Consider the following 17,309-nt stretch of genomic DNA (forward strand, 5'->3'; position numbering starts at 1 on the left):
CACTGTCCAGGAAGCTCCGCTGGATGGTGCTTTTTTCTATTTGAGTATTTTGTGAGATTTTTATAAGTGCATTAAGTTAGAATGAGAACATCGATGATTTGAACTGGAGGCTGTTTGTGAGAAAGGTAAATATCCGCAGACTTGCGGGAATCGGCATATTCTTCTGTATTATCTTTTCTTTGATCTTCATGATCTTCTCACTGACCCGGCCTCCTCAAAATGAGGTAAGCGTGGAGAAGGGAGTACTCGATCTGTCCTCATGGAATCTTGAGCAGCAGGGAGTCGTGAATTTGGATGGTGAGTGGGAGTTTTACCAGGATGAGCTGCTGGGCCCTGAGGATTTCCGGCAAGGCCGGTATGATTCTCCGCCAGCCTATTTGGAGGTTCCCGGCACCTGGCGCGGCAAGAATCCCGCTGGCGGGATGAGCAGCAGGGGTTCAGGCACCTACCGTCTGCAGGTATTATTGAAGGATACCGATGAAATACTCGGCTTGAAAATAAGAAGCATCCGCATGGCCCACCGTTTGTTTATTGGTGGACAGGAGGAGGGGGCCAGCGGGCTTCCTTCCACAGACAAAGGCGCGTTTCAACCCGGAAACACACCGTATTCAGTATTTTTTCATCCGGATGCCCGCAAGCTCGAGATTGTGATCCAAGTCTCTAACTATAATTTTGTCACCGGAGGAATTGTGAACTCCCTCACGCTTGGAGCACAAGAGGACATCACCCGGCGCAATATGATACAGATCGGTTCGGATATCGGAATCATTTTGATCTTGGCCATGTTCGGTGCCTATCATCTCAGCTTCTATTTTGTTGGTCGCCAAGAGAAGGAGTATTTGTTTAGCGGATTTTTCTTATTGTTTCTGGCCTTGCAGAACTCCTTGTACGGGGAAAAGATGTTTCAGCGTCTCCTGCCGTCTGTCCCCTTTGATTTTTCGTATAAGCTGCTGGATGTCAGCCACTTTCTTAGCGCGATACTGATTATTGTGTTCTTTTGTACCGTAGAGTCGCACCTGATGTCGCTGCGCAGGCTGAAGCTGATTCTTACCCCGTTTATGGCCTATCTTGTTATGGTTGTGCTTTTGCCGTACGCGGTGCATATTCGTGTGAAATATTTCTTTATACTCTATCTCTGGATCGTTATGCTCGGCATTGTAGCGAGAATGGTCTATTTGTATATCCGCAGGCAGAGTCAGGTGGCAGACCGTGCGGAGCTGATGCTGTTCATTGGCGGAGCCATTGCGCTGATGATCTATCTGATGAATGACGGCCTCTATTCCGAGAATATTGTGCAGAGTAATTTTACAGGAAGATGCGGAGTTATTGCATTTATTGTGCTCATTAATATCCTGCTGGCTGTAAGGTTCTCGAATGCGTATGCCAAAACAGAGGTTCTATCCCGTAAGCTATGGACAGCGAACCAGCTTAAGGACGAATTCCTGATGAATACCTCTCATGAGATTAAGACACCGCTCCACGGAATAATGAATATGACCTCTTTTTTACTGGAGAATCAGGAAGAGAATCTGCATGCAGGCCAGAAGCAGAATCTGTGGCTGATTAAGGATACGTCCACGAAGCTGTCGATGCTGATCCAGGATCTGATCGATGTCAGCCGGTTGAGGCACGGAGAGCTGCGATTGCACCAGACCGCTGTTGATCTAAGAGTGGCTGTCCAAATTGTATATGATATTCTCCGGTTCGAGCTGGCGGGCAAAGAGGTGCAGCTGCTCAATCAAGTGGAAGCCGATACATGGGTACTCGCGGATGAGAGCAGACTGCGGCAGGTGATGTATAACCTGGTTCATAACGCGATTAAGCATACCAGTCAAGGATCGATTCAGATTACAGCAAGAGTAGCCGGGAGTGAGGTCTTCATTGAAGTGGAGGACACCGGAACGGGGATATCGGAAGAGAACCATGCGGCGATCTTTGAATATTTCGAGCAGGTGGACAGGCTGCTGCCGCAGGACGGATATACCGGAATGGGAGTAGGGCTGTATATCAGCAGGAAGCTGGTGGAGCGTATGGGCGGGGTGATTCGGGTGGATTGGTCGGAGAAGGGCAAGGGGACCCGCATGGTATTTACGCTGCCCGTAGTGGACCCTATTCCAGAATATCAGCAGGCTGCCTTATCCGAACCTTACGCGCTGCATGCCGATGTTGATTATACGGTGCTTGATGTACTGGAGCGGGAAGGGCAGACCATTCTGATTGTAGACGATGAGGCCTCCAACATCCATACACTGCTGAATATTCTCCGTCGTCATGATTATAATGTGCTGGTAGCCTTCTCCGCCAAGGAGGCATTGACCAAACTGCAGGAATATCAGCAAGTGGATCTTGTCATTCTGGATATCATGATGCCGGGTACATCGGGGATAGAATTATGCCAATCACTGCGCAGCCGTTATTCTATACTTGATCTGCCGATTCTGTTCGCCACAGTCAAGGATGCGCCATCCGATATCGCGCTGGGCTTCCGGGCCGGGGCGAATGATTTTGTGACCAAGCCCTTTGAGAGCGAGACGCTGATGGCCCGGATTCATAACCTGCTGGCCATGAAATCGTCGATCCAGGAAGCGATCCGGCATGAGCATGCGTTCCATCAAGCCCAGATCAAACCGCATTTCTTGTATAATGCGATGAGCAGTATCATCTCATTCTGTTATACCGATGGCGTCAAGGCAGCTTATCTGTTAACCATGCTCAGCCAATATATGCGCTTTATTCTCGATATGGATCGCTCCACACTCGTCATTCCGTTGTACCGGGAGCTGGAGCTGATTCAAGCCTATGTGGAAATTGAACAAGCCCGCTTCGGGGAGAGGTTCGACTATAGCAGCCAGGTGGATGATTCCCTGAAGGCAGTGAATATCCCATCCCTCTGTATCCAGCCGTTTATTGAGAATGCCATCCGTCATGGACTGTTCGAGAAGGAGGGGCAAGGCAAGGTTGCCTTAAGGATTCAGGCTGGTGACGGATACATGAAGATCTTAGTCGAAGATGACGGTGTCGGCATTCCCGCTGATCTGTTATATACATTGAACAGTCAAGGAGAGCTGCAAGGAAGCATTGGTATTCAGAATATCCGCAAGCGTCTGGATACGATTCCGGGAGCCAGCTTAAGCATTCATTCTGAAGCAGACAGCGGTACGAAGGTAACGATCTATCTGCCGCTCAGCGGCGGCGGCTCCGGGCAAGGGGCTTCTGAGGAGTAGGAGTAAATATGATTCTGCGTGAAGGAGGGGTCTTCCATGTTTCGGACGATGATTGTTGAGGATGAACGGCCAATCCTGGATTTAATGAAGGTGCTGGTTGGCCAAAATAGCAATTACAGCATTGTAGGAGCTTTTACGAATCCGGTAGAGGCCTTGGCCAATCTGCAGGAGCTGCAGCCGGATATCGTGTTCATTGATGTGGAGATGCCGAGGATGAACGGGCTGCAGCTTGCAGTGCACATCCATGAACAGCTGGGTCAGGCAGAGATAGTGTTCACTACGGCTTATAAGGATTATGCGCTTGAAGCATTCGAAGTAAGTGCACTTGATTATATTCTCAAGCCTGTCACGCCGCAAGCGATTCAGCGGGTCACCGGGCGGCTGTTCAAGCACCGGACAACCCATATTCCCGCAGAGACCGTCAAGTCTAGCTTCTCCGTCCGCTGCTTCGGTGAATTTGAAGTCCTTAATCCGGAGGGACTCCCGGTCCACTTCCGAACCCGCCGGACCGAGGAATTGTTCGCTTATCTTCTCTGCCACCCTGGACGGTATATCAGCAAGTGGAAGCTCATTGATTTGTTGTGGCAGGATGCGAAGGGAGAGCGGGGATTATCCAATCTGCATAATACCCTGTACCTGTTAAAAAAGGTCCTGAAAGAGAACGGAATTCCGATGAGCATACAGAAGCTTAATGACGGTTACAGGCTGGATACGGCAAATAAACAATATGATCTCCTGCAGTATCATCAACTGCAGCAGGTTCACAGTGAGGGCAGACTGACCACAGAGCAAGCCGAAGAGCTCTGTTCGCTGTATCAGGGGCCGCTGCTGGAGGGCAAGAATTACTTATGGAAGATCCCGTTAGAGGAAGCCTTCTTCAAGCAATATACAGCAATGGTCCGGGAATTGGCGGTGGCTGAGCTTACGGCTGGAAATGGAGCAGCAGCGGAATTACGTCTTGAGCAATACTTGTCGCTGTATCCGTTGGAGGAGGAAATGAACCGCCTCCTGATTAGCATGTATAGAGGACGCGGCGCATTAGAGAATATCAATAGACGGTATGAGCAGTTTGAAGCGGCTTGTAAAAATGAGCTGGGGCTTGAGCTGCCGCCGGAAATCAAGAATGAATGGCTGCAGGCTCATTAGTATATCCCGCGACAAAAAGAAAAGGCGTCCCATGTAGCCGTTACACGGCTTATGGGGACGCCTCTTTGCATTGTGAGAACAGGATCAGCCCTTAACCGCCCCCGCGACAACGCCCTTCACAATGTATTTCTGCAGGAAGATGAAGACCACGATCGATGGAAGCACCGCCATTACCATAGCGGTCATGGCATACTGCCAGTCCGAGGTATACTGGCCCACGAAGGTGTAAGCCGCCAGCGTTAACGTCTTCGTCTCCGGTGAACCGTTGACCATCAGCAGCGGGAGCAGGAAGTCATTCCAGATCCACATGACATCGATGATGACGATGGTCGTGGTGACCGATTTCAGCAACGGGAAGATCACGCTGAAGAACAGGCGGAAGCCGGAAGCGCCGTCAATCGTCGCACTCTCGTCAATCTCTGTTGGGATACCCTTCACGAAGCCGTGATAGATGAACACCGCCAGCGGAGCGCCGAAGCCCCAATATAGGAGACCCAGTCCCCAGGTGCTCTCCGACAGGTTGAGGTTCTTGGCGGTCTGGAGGACCGTCAGCATGATCGACTGGAACGGGATCAGCATCGGCATAATGCACAGGAAGTACAGGACACCGCTCCATCTGGTCTTGGTCCGGGCCAGCTTATAGGCGGCGATGGAGGAGATGAATACGATACCGAGCAGGCCGACACCCGTAATGATGAAGTTATTCAGGAACAGACGCGGATAGTTGATGAACTCCCAGACATAGGCGTAGTTGCTGAAGGTCAGCTTTTGCGGGAGGGCGATGACATCGGTCATGACCTCGCCGAAGCTTTTTAACGAGTTAATGATCGTCAGGAACAGTGGATACAGGAACAGCAGAGACAAGAGGACCAGAATAACCTCCAGGATGATCTTGCCTGCCTTGTTGTGTTTGGTTGTCATTAGGCCTCTACCTCTCTCCGTTTGAAGACGGTCAGCTGGATGATCGTCACGACAAGCACAGCCAGGAACAGGATAAGCGCTTTCGCCGTGCCGTAGCCGTACAGATTGTTCTGGAACGTATCCCTGTAGATATCATAAGCGATACTATACGTAGTTCCGCCGGGGCCGCCGCCGGTCAGCGACAGGATGACATCGAATACCTTGATTGAATTGGTGAGCGCCATGAACACAGAGATCGTGATCGATGGGGCAAGCAGCGGCAGCGTAATGCTGAAGAATCGTCTCAGCGGTCCGGCACCGTCTACTGTAGCGGCTTCCTTGAGATCCTCAGGCACAGATTGCAGACCGGCGATGTAGATAACCAGATAGAACCCGATGGACTGCCAGATGGATACGCCCAGGATGGAGATGAAGGCCAGTCCCGGTGTCCCGAGCCAGCTTAGATCGAAGATCGCCCAGCCGGTGCTCTCGCCCAGCGAGTTGAAGCCCTGCATGAAGATGAATTTCCAGATGAAGCCGACAATAACCAGACTGAGGATATAAGGGATGAAGAAGGCCGCTCTCAGCCAGGAGGTGCTTCTCAGCTTCATGTCCAGCAGCACGGCCAGCAGAATGGCCAGCACGTTGACTATGATAATGTAGAGCACCGCGTATTTAATCGTGAACCAGGCAGCATCCGAGAAGTTGGTATCGCCGGAGAAGATCTGCTTGAAATTATCCAGCCCGACGAACTTGGGGTGCTTGGAGATCCCGTTCCACTTGGTCATCGAATAGCGGATGGTCATGGCGAACGGAATATAGAAGGCTACAGCGATACAGATCAGAACCGGGAGAGTGAAGATTCCGAATTCGAATTTCTCGCGCCATCTTTTGCCGAGTGTTTTTAACATGGATGCACCTCTTCTTGAGTTATAGGGTGGGAGTAGTAGGCCTGGCTTGCCACACTTAACCATTCCGGTTAGTCTATATTGTGTATTATAGAGTAGACCCGTATCGTCAAAAATGGATTTAAGAGTACAGTTAAGGGTAAAAAGGTGAACGGACTGCGGAGGCCGGAAAAGTCCCCAAAACCGGCAGCGGGGAGAGCGGAGAGCATCATGAGAAAAGTGTGGGTTAAGCTGATCGAGCCTTTACTGGCGCGGGTGTCCCGCCGCCTGGCTAACAAGCTGATTCTGTTGTTTACGATTATCATCATCCTGGTGGTCAGTTCACTCACCTACATATCCTATAGCATGCTGCAGCGGGAATCGGTCGATAACAGCATTGCCAGTACTAGCAACAACCTGCTCCTGGTCGGACGGAATCTGGAGAGTTATCTGAGCGGGATTGAGCAATTGTCTCTGCCGCAAATCTCCTACGATGAGTTCAATTATGCGCTTTTGCATGAATCGGAAGACTACAGCTCCCGGATGTATGTGGAGGATTATCTGCGGAATCTGTATTTTTCGCGCAATGATCTGGAGGCTGCCTATCTCTATGTAATCAAGGAGCAGAAGTATTATTATGTCACTAAGGAGAACTATAACATCACCGTCCGGGTATCCGAGCACCCGCCTATTGATGACTTGCCGTGGTATAAGCGGGCGCTTAAGAGTCCGTATAACCGTTCCTATCAGTCGTTCGTGGAGGAGCAGCCGGCCAGCGTGAACAGCGCCGATTACCCCGTCAACCGGGGCAAGGTGTTCATGGGCTATCACCGGCTGATCCGCTCCATTGTCTCACGCGAACCGCAGGCGGTATTATCGCTATATTTGAACTCTTCCGTGACCGATGAGATTATGCGTGATATCCCGTTCAGCACCGGAGAGCATCTCATGTATATCAGCCCGGACGGGGAGCCCTTCAAGGTGGATGACAAGGAATTCTACCGGGAGAGCAAGGAGGCGGGACTGGCGAAGCTGCTGACACCGGAACAGAAGGGGCGCGTAACCTGGTCTGATAAGGGGCAGAAGTACCTGGTAATCTATGATATCAGCCAAAAGGAAGGCTGGAAGCTCGTTAAGCCGATTCCCTACACGCAAATCTATGAAGCAGCTACAACGACGCGTACGTTAAGTGTGGCGATTGGCCTGCTGTTCCTGATCGTCTCTGTGGTGCTGGTCAGCTTCACCTCGAACCGGATTACCCATCCGCTGAAGAATCTGTCGCTCCAGATGCAGCGGTTCAGTACCGGGAGCTTCGATGCGCAGGCTGCGGTTGCAGGCAAGGATGAGATCGCCTACCTGTCGCGCCATTTCAACAAGATGGTCGAGAAGACGAATGAGCTGATCAATGAACGCTATAAAATGAAAATCGTTGAAAAGAACGCTGTCCTTAAAGCCCTGGAGGCTGAAATTAATCCCCATTTCCTGTACAATGCGCTCCAGGCGATCTCTACCAAGGCACTCAAGAACAACAACGACGATATTGTCGAGATGGTGGACAACCTGGCCCTGACCCTGCGATACTGCATTAGCGGCAAGGATGTCGTGCAGGCAAGGGAGGAGCTGCGGCATATTGAGCGGTATCTGGCGCTGCAGAAGGCGCGGTTCGGGAACCGGATGCAGGTGGTGTACGCCTGGGATGAGAGCCTGATGGAGCTGCGAATTCCCAAGCTGTCGATCCAGACCCTGGTGGAGAACTGCATCAAGCATGCGCTGGAAAAGGTATCAAGTACGGTTACCATCACCATTGAGGCGCGTATCACCGGCACACACAGCGTCATCTCTGTGCTGGACGATGGGCCGGGCATCAGCGGAGAACGGCTGGAGCAGGTGCTCAGCTCCCTTCAGATGCAGTGGGAGGAGCGCGTAGCGGACACGGCCGAAGAGGACGGTATGGAGAGTATCGGGCTGAAGAATCTGAATACCCGGCTGAAGCTTTTGTATGGAGAGGAGTCGGGTCTGGTCATTCATAGCACGGAGCAGGGAACACGAATGGATATGCGGTTGCCGCGGGGAGGAGTAGGACAACATGTATAGAGTGCTGATTATTGATGATGAGGAGCCGCTGCGCGAAGCGATTCATATCCTGGGGGATTGGGAGGGTCTCGGTGTCAGCGAGGTGCGGGAGGCGACAGACGGGAAAGCGGGACTTGAGCTGCTGCGCCGTGAGCGGTTCGATCTGGTGCTGGTGGATATGAAAATGCCGGAGCTGAGCGGAGCCGAGCTGCTGCAGATTGCCGAGCAGGAATTCCCGGACCTGCTGCTGATTGTGATCAGCGGCTATAATGATTTCGAGTATACGCGCCAGGCCATCCGCTCGAAGGTGGTGGATTACCTGCTGAAGCCGGTGAACCGCACAGATCTTAACCATGCACTGCGCAAGGCGGTGGGGGTGCTGGAGGCCAAGCGGAAGCGGGAGAGCGAGTTCATAAGCCGCAACATTACGCTCAATATGTCGTTGCCGAAGCTGAAGGAGAAGATGTATCTGTCCATCATTGACCGGAGCTTCAAGACCCAGTCCAATGAGGCTTTTCTCCCGCTGATCGGGGCGGACGGGGCGGCCAGTTACTTCGCTGTCGGCCTTCTGCGGATGCTTAATCTGGAGCAGGTGCGTAAGGAAAGATTCCATGGGGACCGGGATCTGCTGCATTTTGCCGTAACGAATGTGATGAACGAGAACACGGACGGGCAGTTCGAGTCGTTCAGCTTCGCCAGCCCCAAGGGGGAGCGCGAGTTCATTGCCATCTTCACCATGAAGGGCGGTTATGAAGCGGATGCAGCCTTCCTGTCGCTGCACCATATGAAAAAAGCAGCCTCTACCCTGAAGGAGCTGTTCGGGATCATCTGTGCAGGCGGAATCGGGGAGCCTTGCAGTGATTCGCTCAGCATTGCCGCTTCTTATGAGCAGGCCAAAGCATCACTAGATACGATTGACCTGCTCAGCCTGAGGGGCTGTCTGATTGTGCAGGGCATCGTGATGAATCCCGTAGTGAAGGATATTCCCTCCCTGACCGGGCGGATGCCGCAGATTCGCAGCGCGCTGGAGGGCGGGAATGTGAACCATGCCCGCAGCATCCTCAGCGAATTCATCCGTAAATGCCAGGAGACGGAAGGTTTCACGCTCGGGGAAGCGGACCGGACCCTGCAGGGCTTTCTCTTGCTGCTGGGCGAGATTGCTGCCCAGCTGAATGCCATGCCGCCGCAGATCCGCAGCGGGAAGGACAGCAGCCTGGCAGCTCTGGGCATCCTCAGTGACTTCTCCTCCTTTGAGCAGTTTGCGGGCGTGCTTAACGATATCTTCGACCGTTATGCGGGCGAGATCAGCCGGACAGTGGCCGGAGACCGCAGCAGCGTGCTGGAGAATATCAAGGCGTATATTGATAACCATTATTTCGAGGATATTAAAATATCGATGTTCACGGAACAATATTTCCTGAGCAGAGAGTATCTGATGAAGCTGTTCAAGGGACAATACGGCTACGGCATTCACGAGTATGTGCAAAAGGTAAGGATGGACAAGGCCAAAGCGCTGCTACGCGACCCTGCCCTCAAAATTCAGGATATCTCTGAAATGCTGGGATACAAGGACAAGAACTATTTCAGCAAGGCGTTCCGCAATTACTATGATTGCTCCCCCTCTGAATTCCGGCTGCAGCTGCCAGGGGTAGAAAAGTGAAACGGTTACATGGACACTTTTTTACCCTCAGAAGATCACTTATGTACATTCTTATCCTTTTTCTTTTTATTTAGAATGATGAGCAAGACCACAAGATGCATAAGGAAAAAGGGGGCAACATCATGTTAAAACGATTCATGGCATTATCTGCGAGTCTGCTGCTGGTGGGCGGACTGCTGGCCGGCTGCGGCGGAAATAACACCAATAATGCCGCTAACAACACGGGTGGAGCAGCTGGTTCAGGCAATACACCAACGGATTCCGCTAAGCCCGTCACGATTAATATGTTCACCGCCTCTCCCGAATACACGGATGCCTTCAATGCTTATATTGCGGAATACAAGAAGGTTAAGCCGAATGTTACGATCAATCTGGAAATCATGCAGGCAGACTACAATACGGTGCTGAAGTCCAAAATTGCCGCCGGCAGCACACCGGATGTGTTCCAGACCACGGCGGGCGGGGATATCGATACTTTTGCCGAATACAGTGCCGATCTTACCAATGAACCGCTGGCCGCAGCGATGACGGACGCCGTCCGCTCCAACATGAGCTCTACCGATGGCAAAGTCCTCGGACTGCCGGTGAAAGGCAACCTGTTCGTCCTGATGTACAATAAGAAGCTGCTGGCCGATGCCGGCATCACTGAAGTGCCTAAGACAACTGCTGAAATGGACGATGCGATTACCAAGCTTGAAGCCAAGGGCATCACACCCTTCGCCAACGCCTACAAAGAGTGGTGGGTATGGAAGCATATCTTCCAGCACTTCGTAGACGCCGCAGCGACCGATGCCGGAACCGATGCCAAGACGCTCGTAGCGGACTTCATCGCCGGGAAGACGACCTTCAAGGATCATCCGGTGCTGAGCGACAACTTCTTCAGCTTCATTGACACAACCGTTAAGCATGGCACAGACAAGCCGCTTGAACGCGACAGCAATGCTGAGGTCAGTGATTTTGCTCTGGGCAAAACAGCCTTCATGACCGGTAAAGGCGCGTGGGATGAAGAAGCGATTAAGAAAATCACCCCTGACTTTGACCTCGGCATCGCCGGGTATCCTGTCAGTGACAAACCTGAGCAGTCCCAGATTATCACCGGTGCCGATCAGGCACTGCGGATCAACAAGGATTCTGCAGTAGCGGCAGAGACGATTGAATTCTTCAACTGGCTGTATACTTCCGACTACGGGAAGAGCTGGTTCTCTAACGTAGCCAAGGTTATTCCTCCAATCAAGGATGCGCCGATGCCTGACCTGCAAATGCCTAAGGAAATGGAAGAAATCCTGAAGACGGAGAAATCCGGCGACCTGTCGGTGAATTACTCCCTGGATACCTTCCATCAGAAATTCGGTGAGCTGATGCAGGCTTATATCGGCGGCAGCAAGACGAAGGATCAGGCGATGGATGAAATTCAGAAGGCCTGGATTCAATTCGGGTCTGCGGAATAAAATTAGGATTAAGGATGGCCTCTGAGGATTGCTGAGAGGCCATCTTTCTATGTAATGCGGATTGTTAGGCGGGGGAGGGGGTGTAAGTGGTTGGACGTAACTGCGTGAGCTTTGGATTTCCGGCCGCTGTTGTCTCCAGATTTCCTGATTATACCGCTCGTAGCGGTTGAAATCCGGAGACAAAGGCGGGCGCTGTCGCTCCTCCAATTCCAAACCTCCCTCCGTTACTTCGCCACTTACACGAGCACCGCAGGAAAATTAGGAGTTACGAATAGAAGAGATGGCCTCCTAATCAGGGGAGGCAGAAAAAGAGGGAATCAAGGACAACATCCTTTATAAGGAGGGTAAATCAGATATGCAGAGCAGGCTCATAGAGATAGCCGAGAACGGGCTTTATCTTACAATAGAAATTACAGCGGAGCAGGATGTGCGGCTGCTGCATTTCGGCGCAGCGCCGCTGGAAGCAGGGAGCATAGAAGAGAAGCATAAGGCAAGCTTCCGGCTGCTGGAGCTGCAGCTGTCGGGGGAAGACCGAGCGGAATATCACGGGCGGACGCACCGTGCTTCTTATCCGGGATTGCGCATGGTGTATGACGGGCATAGGGACACGGTGAATCCGCTGGGACGGAAGCTGGAGCTTACACTGGCTGACCCGCTGACGGGTGTAAAGGCAGTACAGCATTATCAGTTCTATACCGGTGTGCAGATTGTCCGTTCCTGGACAGTGGTTCGAAATGAAGGCAGTGCGGAAGCGGCTGTGGAGTATATCTCTTCATTCGCACTCACTGGAGTGGACAAAGAGGGCAGCGGAGACCGCAATGACAAGATCGAAGTGAGTATTGCTCACAGCGGGTGGCAGAGTGAGCTGCAATGGAAAAGCTACAGCCTGCCCGAGCTGGGCATGTCCCATCTCGCCGATCGTGGATCGAAGCGGGTTGCCGCCAGCAATACCGGCTCCTGGTCGGCGGCTGAGCTGTTGCCAATGGCCGTGCTGCGCAACAAGGAGAGCAGAAGCAGCCTGTTCTGGCAGATTGAACATAACGGCTCCTGGCACTGGGAGCTGACAGATCAGGCAGATCAGCTTACGCTGCTGGTCAGCGGGCCTACGGAGCATGACAATCACTGGTGGCTGAGGCTCGCCCCCGGCGAAGCATTCACCTCCGTGCCGGTGGCCGCAGGTGTAGTAGAGGGCGGGTTCGGAGAGGCGGCAGAGCAGCTTACCGCATACCGGCGGCTGATCCGCAGACCGAATGAGGATAATGAGCTGCTGCGGGTGATTTTCAATGACTACATGAACTGTCTGTGGGGAAGCCCGACAACGGAGAAGCTGCTGCCGCTGATTGATGCCGCTGCCGAGGTCGGCTGTGAATACTTCTGTATCGACGCGGGCTGGTATGCTCCCGGCGAGTGGTGGGACGGGGTCGGCGAGTGGGAGCCTTCGGCTGAGCGCTTCCCGGAAGGCATCAAGTATGTGCTGGATGTGATCCGCAGCAAGGGGATGATTCCCGGCCTCTGGCTGGAGCTGGAGGTGATGGGCATCAACAGCCCGAAGCTTGCGGAGACCGACGACAGCTGGTTCTTCATGCGCCATGGCAAGCGGGTCAAGGACCGCAGCCGCTATCAGCTCGATTACCGTAATCCTGCGGTCATTAAGCATGCCGACAGCGTGATTGCCCGGCTGGTCGGGGAGTACGGCGTGGGGTACATCAAGATGGACTATAATATCAATGCAGGCATTGGTACGGAGACGGGGGCGGACAGCTTCGGGGACGGTCTATTGCAGCATAACCGCGCTTATCTGGCCTGGCTGGACAGCATCTTCGCCCGTTATCCGCAGCTCGTCATCGAGAACTGCTCCAGCGGCGGGATGCGGATGGATTACGCCATGCTCAGCCGCCACAGCATCCAGTCCACCAGTGATCAGGAGGATTATGTGAAGTATGCTGCCATTGCCGCAGGCTCTCCGGCTGCACTGACTCCCGAGCAATCGGCGGTCTGGTCGTATCCGCTGCGCGAAGGCGACGATGAAGAGGTCATTTTCAATATGGTTAACTCGCTGCTGCTTCGCGTTCATCAGAGCGGCCATCTGGCCGAGCTAACGCCAAGACGCCGGGCGCTGGTGAAGGAGGCGCTGGATTATTACAAGTCTATCCGCGCCTGCATTCCGCAAGCCTTCGCCTTCTGGCCGCTCGGTCTGCCTGACAGTGGAGGGGAATGGGTCAGCTTCGGACTCCGTCATGGAGACATCCGCTATATTGCTGTATGGCGGATTGCCGGAGAAGCGGCTGCGGTCACTCTGCCCATACCTGAGCTAAGGGGCCGCGGGGCGGAGGCCCGGTGTGCGTATCCTGATGCGCACGGGTCACAGTGGAGCTGGGACGCTGTGAAAGGCAGCTTGACCGTTACGCTGCCCGCAGGCAAGATTGCCAGGCTCTTTGAGCTTCGTTCATAGGGACAGCTTCGCACATCTGGAAGAGGCTGAACAGCTGATACGGAGTGATTCGCATACAAACAGGGGTATTTCTGCACCGGAGAATGGCTGCTGAAATACCCCTTTTTTGCTACTTGTTTAGGAAATTATGATTTTCTTCTGATGTGGATAAGTGGCACATAGGCGCATGGCCCGAATGTATGCGAAAAACAGCATACATTTGCTGGCACGCAGGCGCATGGCCCGAATGTATGTGAAAAACAGCATACATTTGCTGGCGCGCAGGCTTGTGGCCCGAATGTATGCGAAAAACAGCATACATTTGCTGACGCGCAGGCTTGTGGCCCGAATGTATGCGAAAAACAGCATACATTTGCTGGTACGCAGGCATGTGGCCCGAATGTATGCGAAAAACAGCATACATTTGCTGGCGCGCAAGTAATCTCATTCACCCGTAAGGGAGATTTGCTACTTGATGAAGCTTAGGCTTAACAGCAGCAAACGGCGGGTGTAGTAAAAGGACAAGAGCAGGAGGAACGCTAGAACTAGGCTGAAGGGCAAGCTGAGAAAGACCGGGACGGAATAGGATGGGGTCAGCCCCATCCCTATGGCACTGACTCCGAAGGTCCGCAGCAAGCCGGCTATCGGAGCGATGATGGCACAGATGAGGCTCCCGGCCACCCAGACGCCCAGTACGGGCAATGCAAAGAGGATGACGAATCCTTTTGCCAGATAGTTCAGCAGTATAGGCATTGCACCAGAAGAAGAAGATTTCATGTTGTGTACCTCCATCGTTATGTATTCATCTGAATAATCTTGCCTATCCGGGAATGTGGATGAATCGTCAGCGTCTCCCGGTAACGGATCTCCCGGATGGAGCAACCCGGCCCGAGCGTAACATTCTGTCCGCACACAAGGTCTGCCTGCGTCCGGTATAGGGTGAGGTCAGCCCCTTCAATGATCCCGCAGCGCAGCTTGCGGAAAGGACTCAGCGGAATAGGGAGCAGCTTGGAGGAGGGCGACACGATAATATCACCTGCCGAGGTCATGTGCCTGATCTTGCACAAGGCCCCCAGCTTGATGCGGATGGTTCCCATGCAGGACAAGCGGTCTATACGTACGCAGCCCTCGGCTATGAATTCTTCTGCGGCAACCTCACCGGTAACAGACAGGTATCCATTGGCCGTGATGCTCACGCCCCTGAGTTCAGGAACGCGCAGACTGCCGAAGCTGCTCAGCTCCTGCGTATTGCAAGATAACCCTATGGAGCATTCTCCTCTAAGCCTCAGGCGTGCTGTGGTCAAGCTCCCGCTGACATGCAGGTGGCCAAGCACCTCCACATGGGAGGCATCCATATCCCCCCGGCAGATCCCGGAGCCGTTGATTTTAAGAGGTTTATTGGCCGCAGGTGTCGGGTTCAGTGCAGGCATAGGTTCAATCACCACCGTTATATATTATTTAAGTAACTATAATATATATTAAATGAAATGTTTAATCAATATATGTTCTTTAACAAAAAAACTGCACTCCCCGATGGGAAATGCAGTCTGTGCTTAAAGGATAGCCGTTGATGCTACTGTAATATTCCGCCCATCAGCTCATCGATCCTCTGCAGGGCTGCCGATATTTTGTCAAGGTCAGTCAATGCAAAGGTGTCGAAGAGAGAAAGGATGTGCTGCTTGCCTGATCCAGTGAGAACAATATTGACGACTCTGCGGTCTTCCTTCGTGCGCACTCTCTCGATGAATCCCAGATCCTCCAGCTTATCGCACATGAACGAAGCGGCTCCCGGCGTAATGACTAGCCGCTCTGAGATATCCGTAATATTAAGAGAGCCGGTGAGCTGCAGCAGGAACATCAGCATGATCTGGTTCTGCGAGAGTACCCCTTTTTTCGTAATCCGGTCTATGAACGCCTGTGACTTTTGCTGCACGCTGGCCATATGCTCCATGACGGTATAGACGGCTTGCTCTTTCTCAGCTTCTTTGCTCATGGAAACACTCCAATATAGTATATTACGTAAAATATATAGATTGTATATCTTTCTTGTCAAGTAAAGGAAGAGCATAGTTCCTAAGGAGCAGCCGTAAGCTAAGGGGAAAACCGCTTCAGCCATACCCCTACAGCATTACGGGCAAAAATTGAATGAAAAGAATAAAATGGATATAAAACGGTTTCGATTATAAATTTGTCGAAAAAACTCTAAACTTTGTCGAATTTTTTGTCGATAAATATCAAAAGATGTAGAAATAAAATTGACAGGAAAGAAATAGCACTTTACAATGCTATTATAGAGTAATCATTTCTACTTATTAGAAGCTTTGATAGCTTTTAACACCGAATGATGATCCAAGTGTTATTTCAAGGGAGGATGCATAATGATGAAAGCAACTGGCATAGTAAGAAAAGTAGATGAACTGGGACGTATTGTGATTCCGATTGAGCTGCGCAGAACAATGGGAATTGACATAAAGGATCCGCTCGAAATTTTTGTGGACGGCGAAAAGATCATTCTCAGAAAATATGAACCTACTTGCATCTTCTCCGGAAGTTCCGAGAACCTGATCAACTTCAAGGGTAAAATGGTCAGCAAAGATGTTCTTGATGAACTGATCTCAAGCTTCGACAACGTATAAGTTAAGATTCTGAGGCAGCAGGCAGTATGAACAGAAGGGATCGCAGTGTAAGCACTCCATGTGTTTGCACTGCGGTCCCTTTCTGTAATTAGGGGTTCGTAGACAACATCTGCTGCTTCCTATATCATTAGGGCGTGTGACCGAAGAACAATTGGAAGGGATGATTCACCTCATGAGCAACGAAGAACAGACACAGGCGGGGAACAGACCGCTGCCGAAATTAAACCAGCCGGAAGCCATCGTATTTGATATGGATGGTACGCTGTTCCAGACAGAAAGCCTGTTATTGCCCGCCTATCATAAAATGTTTGATATTCTGCGGGAAGAAGGCCTGCATTCCGGCCCGACTCCGCCGGAGGAGCGCATCCTGGGCAGTCTAGGCATGCTGCTTGCGGATATCTGGAAGAACGTAATGCCGGAAGCGGATGAGGCGGTACACCGCCGGGCGGATGAACTGCTCCTGCAGCTTGAGATTGAGGGGCTGGAGGCCGGAGGGACGGTACTGTACCCTAAGGTAGTCGAGACGCTGCGTGCGCTTCACGCACGCGGAGTGAAGCTGTTCGTCGCCAGCAACGGGCTGGAGGATTATATCCATAGCATCGTAGTCGTACACGAGCTGAAAGACCTGTTCGAGGGGCTGTACAGCGCGGGCGGCTCGGGCACGGCAACGAAGACCGAGCTGCTCGGCCTTCTGCTGGACAATCACAAGATCGGCAGTGCCTGGATGGTCGGGGACCGTTCCTCCGATGTACAGGCGGGCAAGGGCAACGGACAGACCGTTATCGGCTGCGCCTATGCCGGCTTCGGGCGGCAGGATGAGCTGAAGGGCTCGGATGTCATTATCTCATCATTCGATGAATTGATTGCGCTGTATGATAACAGCACAGCGCAAAGCCTGTAATCA

General features: G+C 52.3%; 13 protein-coding genes. 8 read left to right on the forward strand and 5 right to left on the reverse strand.

Features of this window, described 5'->3' with window-relative positions; all coding sequences use genetic code 11:
- Window positions 1-116: 116 nt before the first annotated feature.
- Entirely contained in the window at window positions 117-3,224 is a 3,108-nt protein-coding gene (locus MKY86_RS08360) for an ATP-binding protein (RefSeq protein ID WP_340826696.1), read from the forward strand.
- A gap of 36 nt (window positions 3,225-3,260) precedes the next feature.
- Window positions 3,261-4,370 (forward strand): response regulator, encoded by a 1,110-nt coding sequence (locus tag MKY86_RS08365; RefSeq protein WP_076079034.1) that lies wholly within the window; start codon window positions 3,261-3,263, stop codon window positions 4,368-4,370.
- A gap of 84 nt (window positions 4,371-4,454) precedes the next feature.
- Here the strand turns inward: MKY86_RS08365 and MKY86_RS08370 are convergent, their stop codons facing one another.
- Entirely contained in the window at window positions 4,455-5,291 is an 837-nt protein-coding gene (locus tag MKY86_RS08370; protein WP_076079033.1) for a carbohydrate ABC transporter permease, read from the reverse strand.
- A complete protein-coding gene (locus MKY86_RS08375) occupies window positions 5,291-6,181 on the reverse strand; it encodes a carbohydrate ABC transporter permease (protein WP_036721513.1) in 891 nt (296 codons plus the stop codon). The genes MKY86_RS08370 and MKY86_RS08375 overlap by 1 nt, the downstream gene beginning before the upstream one ends.
- 207 nt (window positions 6,182-6,388) lie before the next feature.
- On the opposite strand from MKY86_RS08375, the gene MKY86_RS08380 reads away from it, so the two are divergent.
- The 4 genes from MKY86_RS08380 to MKY86_RS08395 all read left to right on the forward strand — a co-directional run bounded on the left by MKY86_RS08380 (window position 6,389) and on the right by MKY86_RS08395 (window position 13,790).
- Window positions 6,389-8,251, forward strand: coding sequence for a cache domain-containing sensor histidine kinase (locus MKY86_RS08380; protein WP_076079032.1), 1,863 nt, complete (start codon window positions 6,389-6,391; stop codon window positions 8,249-8,251).
- Complete coding sequence (locus MKY86_RS08385; protein WP_076079031.1) at window positions 8,244-9,890, forward strand: response regulator transcription factor; 1,647 nt, start codon at window positions 8,244-8,246, stop codon at window positions 9,888-9,890. The genes MKY86_RS08380 and MKY86_RS08385 overlap by 8 nt, the downstream gene beginning before the upstream one ends.
- Window positions 9,891-10,012: 122 nt before the next feature.
- Complete coding sequence (locus tag MKY86_RS08390) at window positions 10,013-11,338, forward strand: ABC transporter substrate-binding protein (RefSeq protein WP_076079030.1); 1,326 nt, start codon at window positions 10,013-10,015, stop codon at window positions 11,336-11,338.
- A 355-nt stretch (window positions 11,339-11,693) separates the two neighbouring features.
- On the forward strand, window positions 11,694-13,790 hold the full coding sequence (locus tag MKY86_RS08395; protein WP_076079029.1) for a glycoside hydrolase family 36 protein: 2,097 nt from the start codon (window positions 11,694-11,696) through the stop codon (window positions 13,788-13,790).
- 447 nt (window positions 13,791-14,237) lie between these two features.
- On the opposite strand, the gene MKY86_RS08400 is transcribed toward MKY86_RS08395, so the two are convergent.
- From MKY86_RS08400 to MKY86_RS08410, 3 genes are all read right to left on the reverse strand, one after another.
- Window positions 14,238-14,546, reverse strand: coding sequence for a hypothetical protein (locus MKY86_RS08400; protein ID WP_036721527.1), 309 nt, complete (start codon window positions 14,544-14,546; stop codon window positions 14,238-14,240).
- 17 nt (window positions 14,547-14,563) lie between these two features.
- A complete protein-coding gene (locus MKY86_RS08405) occupies window positions 14,564-15,199 on the reverse strand; it encodes a hypothetical protein (protein WP_076079027.1) in 636 nt (211 codons plus the stop codon).
- 143 nt (window positions 15,200-15,342) lie between these two features.
- The gene (locus tag MKY86_RS08410) at window positions 15,343-15,762 is read right to left on the reverse strand and encodes a MarR family winged helix-turn-helix transcriptional regulator (RefSeq protein ID WP_076079026.1); all 420 of its coding nucleotides are present in this window, start codon (window positions 15,760-15,762) and stop codon (window positions 15,343-15,345) included.
- A 385-nt stretch (window positions 15,763-16,147) separates the two neighbouring features.
- Here MKY86_RS08410 and MKY86_RS08415 point away from each other — a divergent pair, with 385 nt between their 5' ends.
- Entirely contained in the window at window positions 16,148-16,405 is a 258-nt protein-coding gene (locus tag MKY86_RS08415; protein ID WP_036721536.1) for an AbrB/MazE/SpoVT family DNA-binding domain-containing protein, read from the forward strand.
- 172 nt (window positions 16,406-16,577) lie between these two features.
- Complete coding sequence (locus tag MKY86_RS08420; protein ID WP_051477738.1) at window positions 16,578-17,306, forward strand: HAD family hydrolase; 729 nt, start codon at window positions 16,578-16,580, stop codon at window positions 17,304-17,306.
- Window positions 17,307-17,309 lie beyond the last annotated feature (3 nt).

Origin of the sequence: Paenibacillus sp. FSL R7-0333 (assembly GCF_038000365.1) — a bacterium.
Taxonomy (GTDB): Bacteria; Bacillota; Bacilli; order Paenibacillales; family Paenibacillaceae; genus Paenibacillus_AQ; species Paenibacillus_AQ silagei.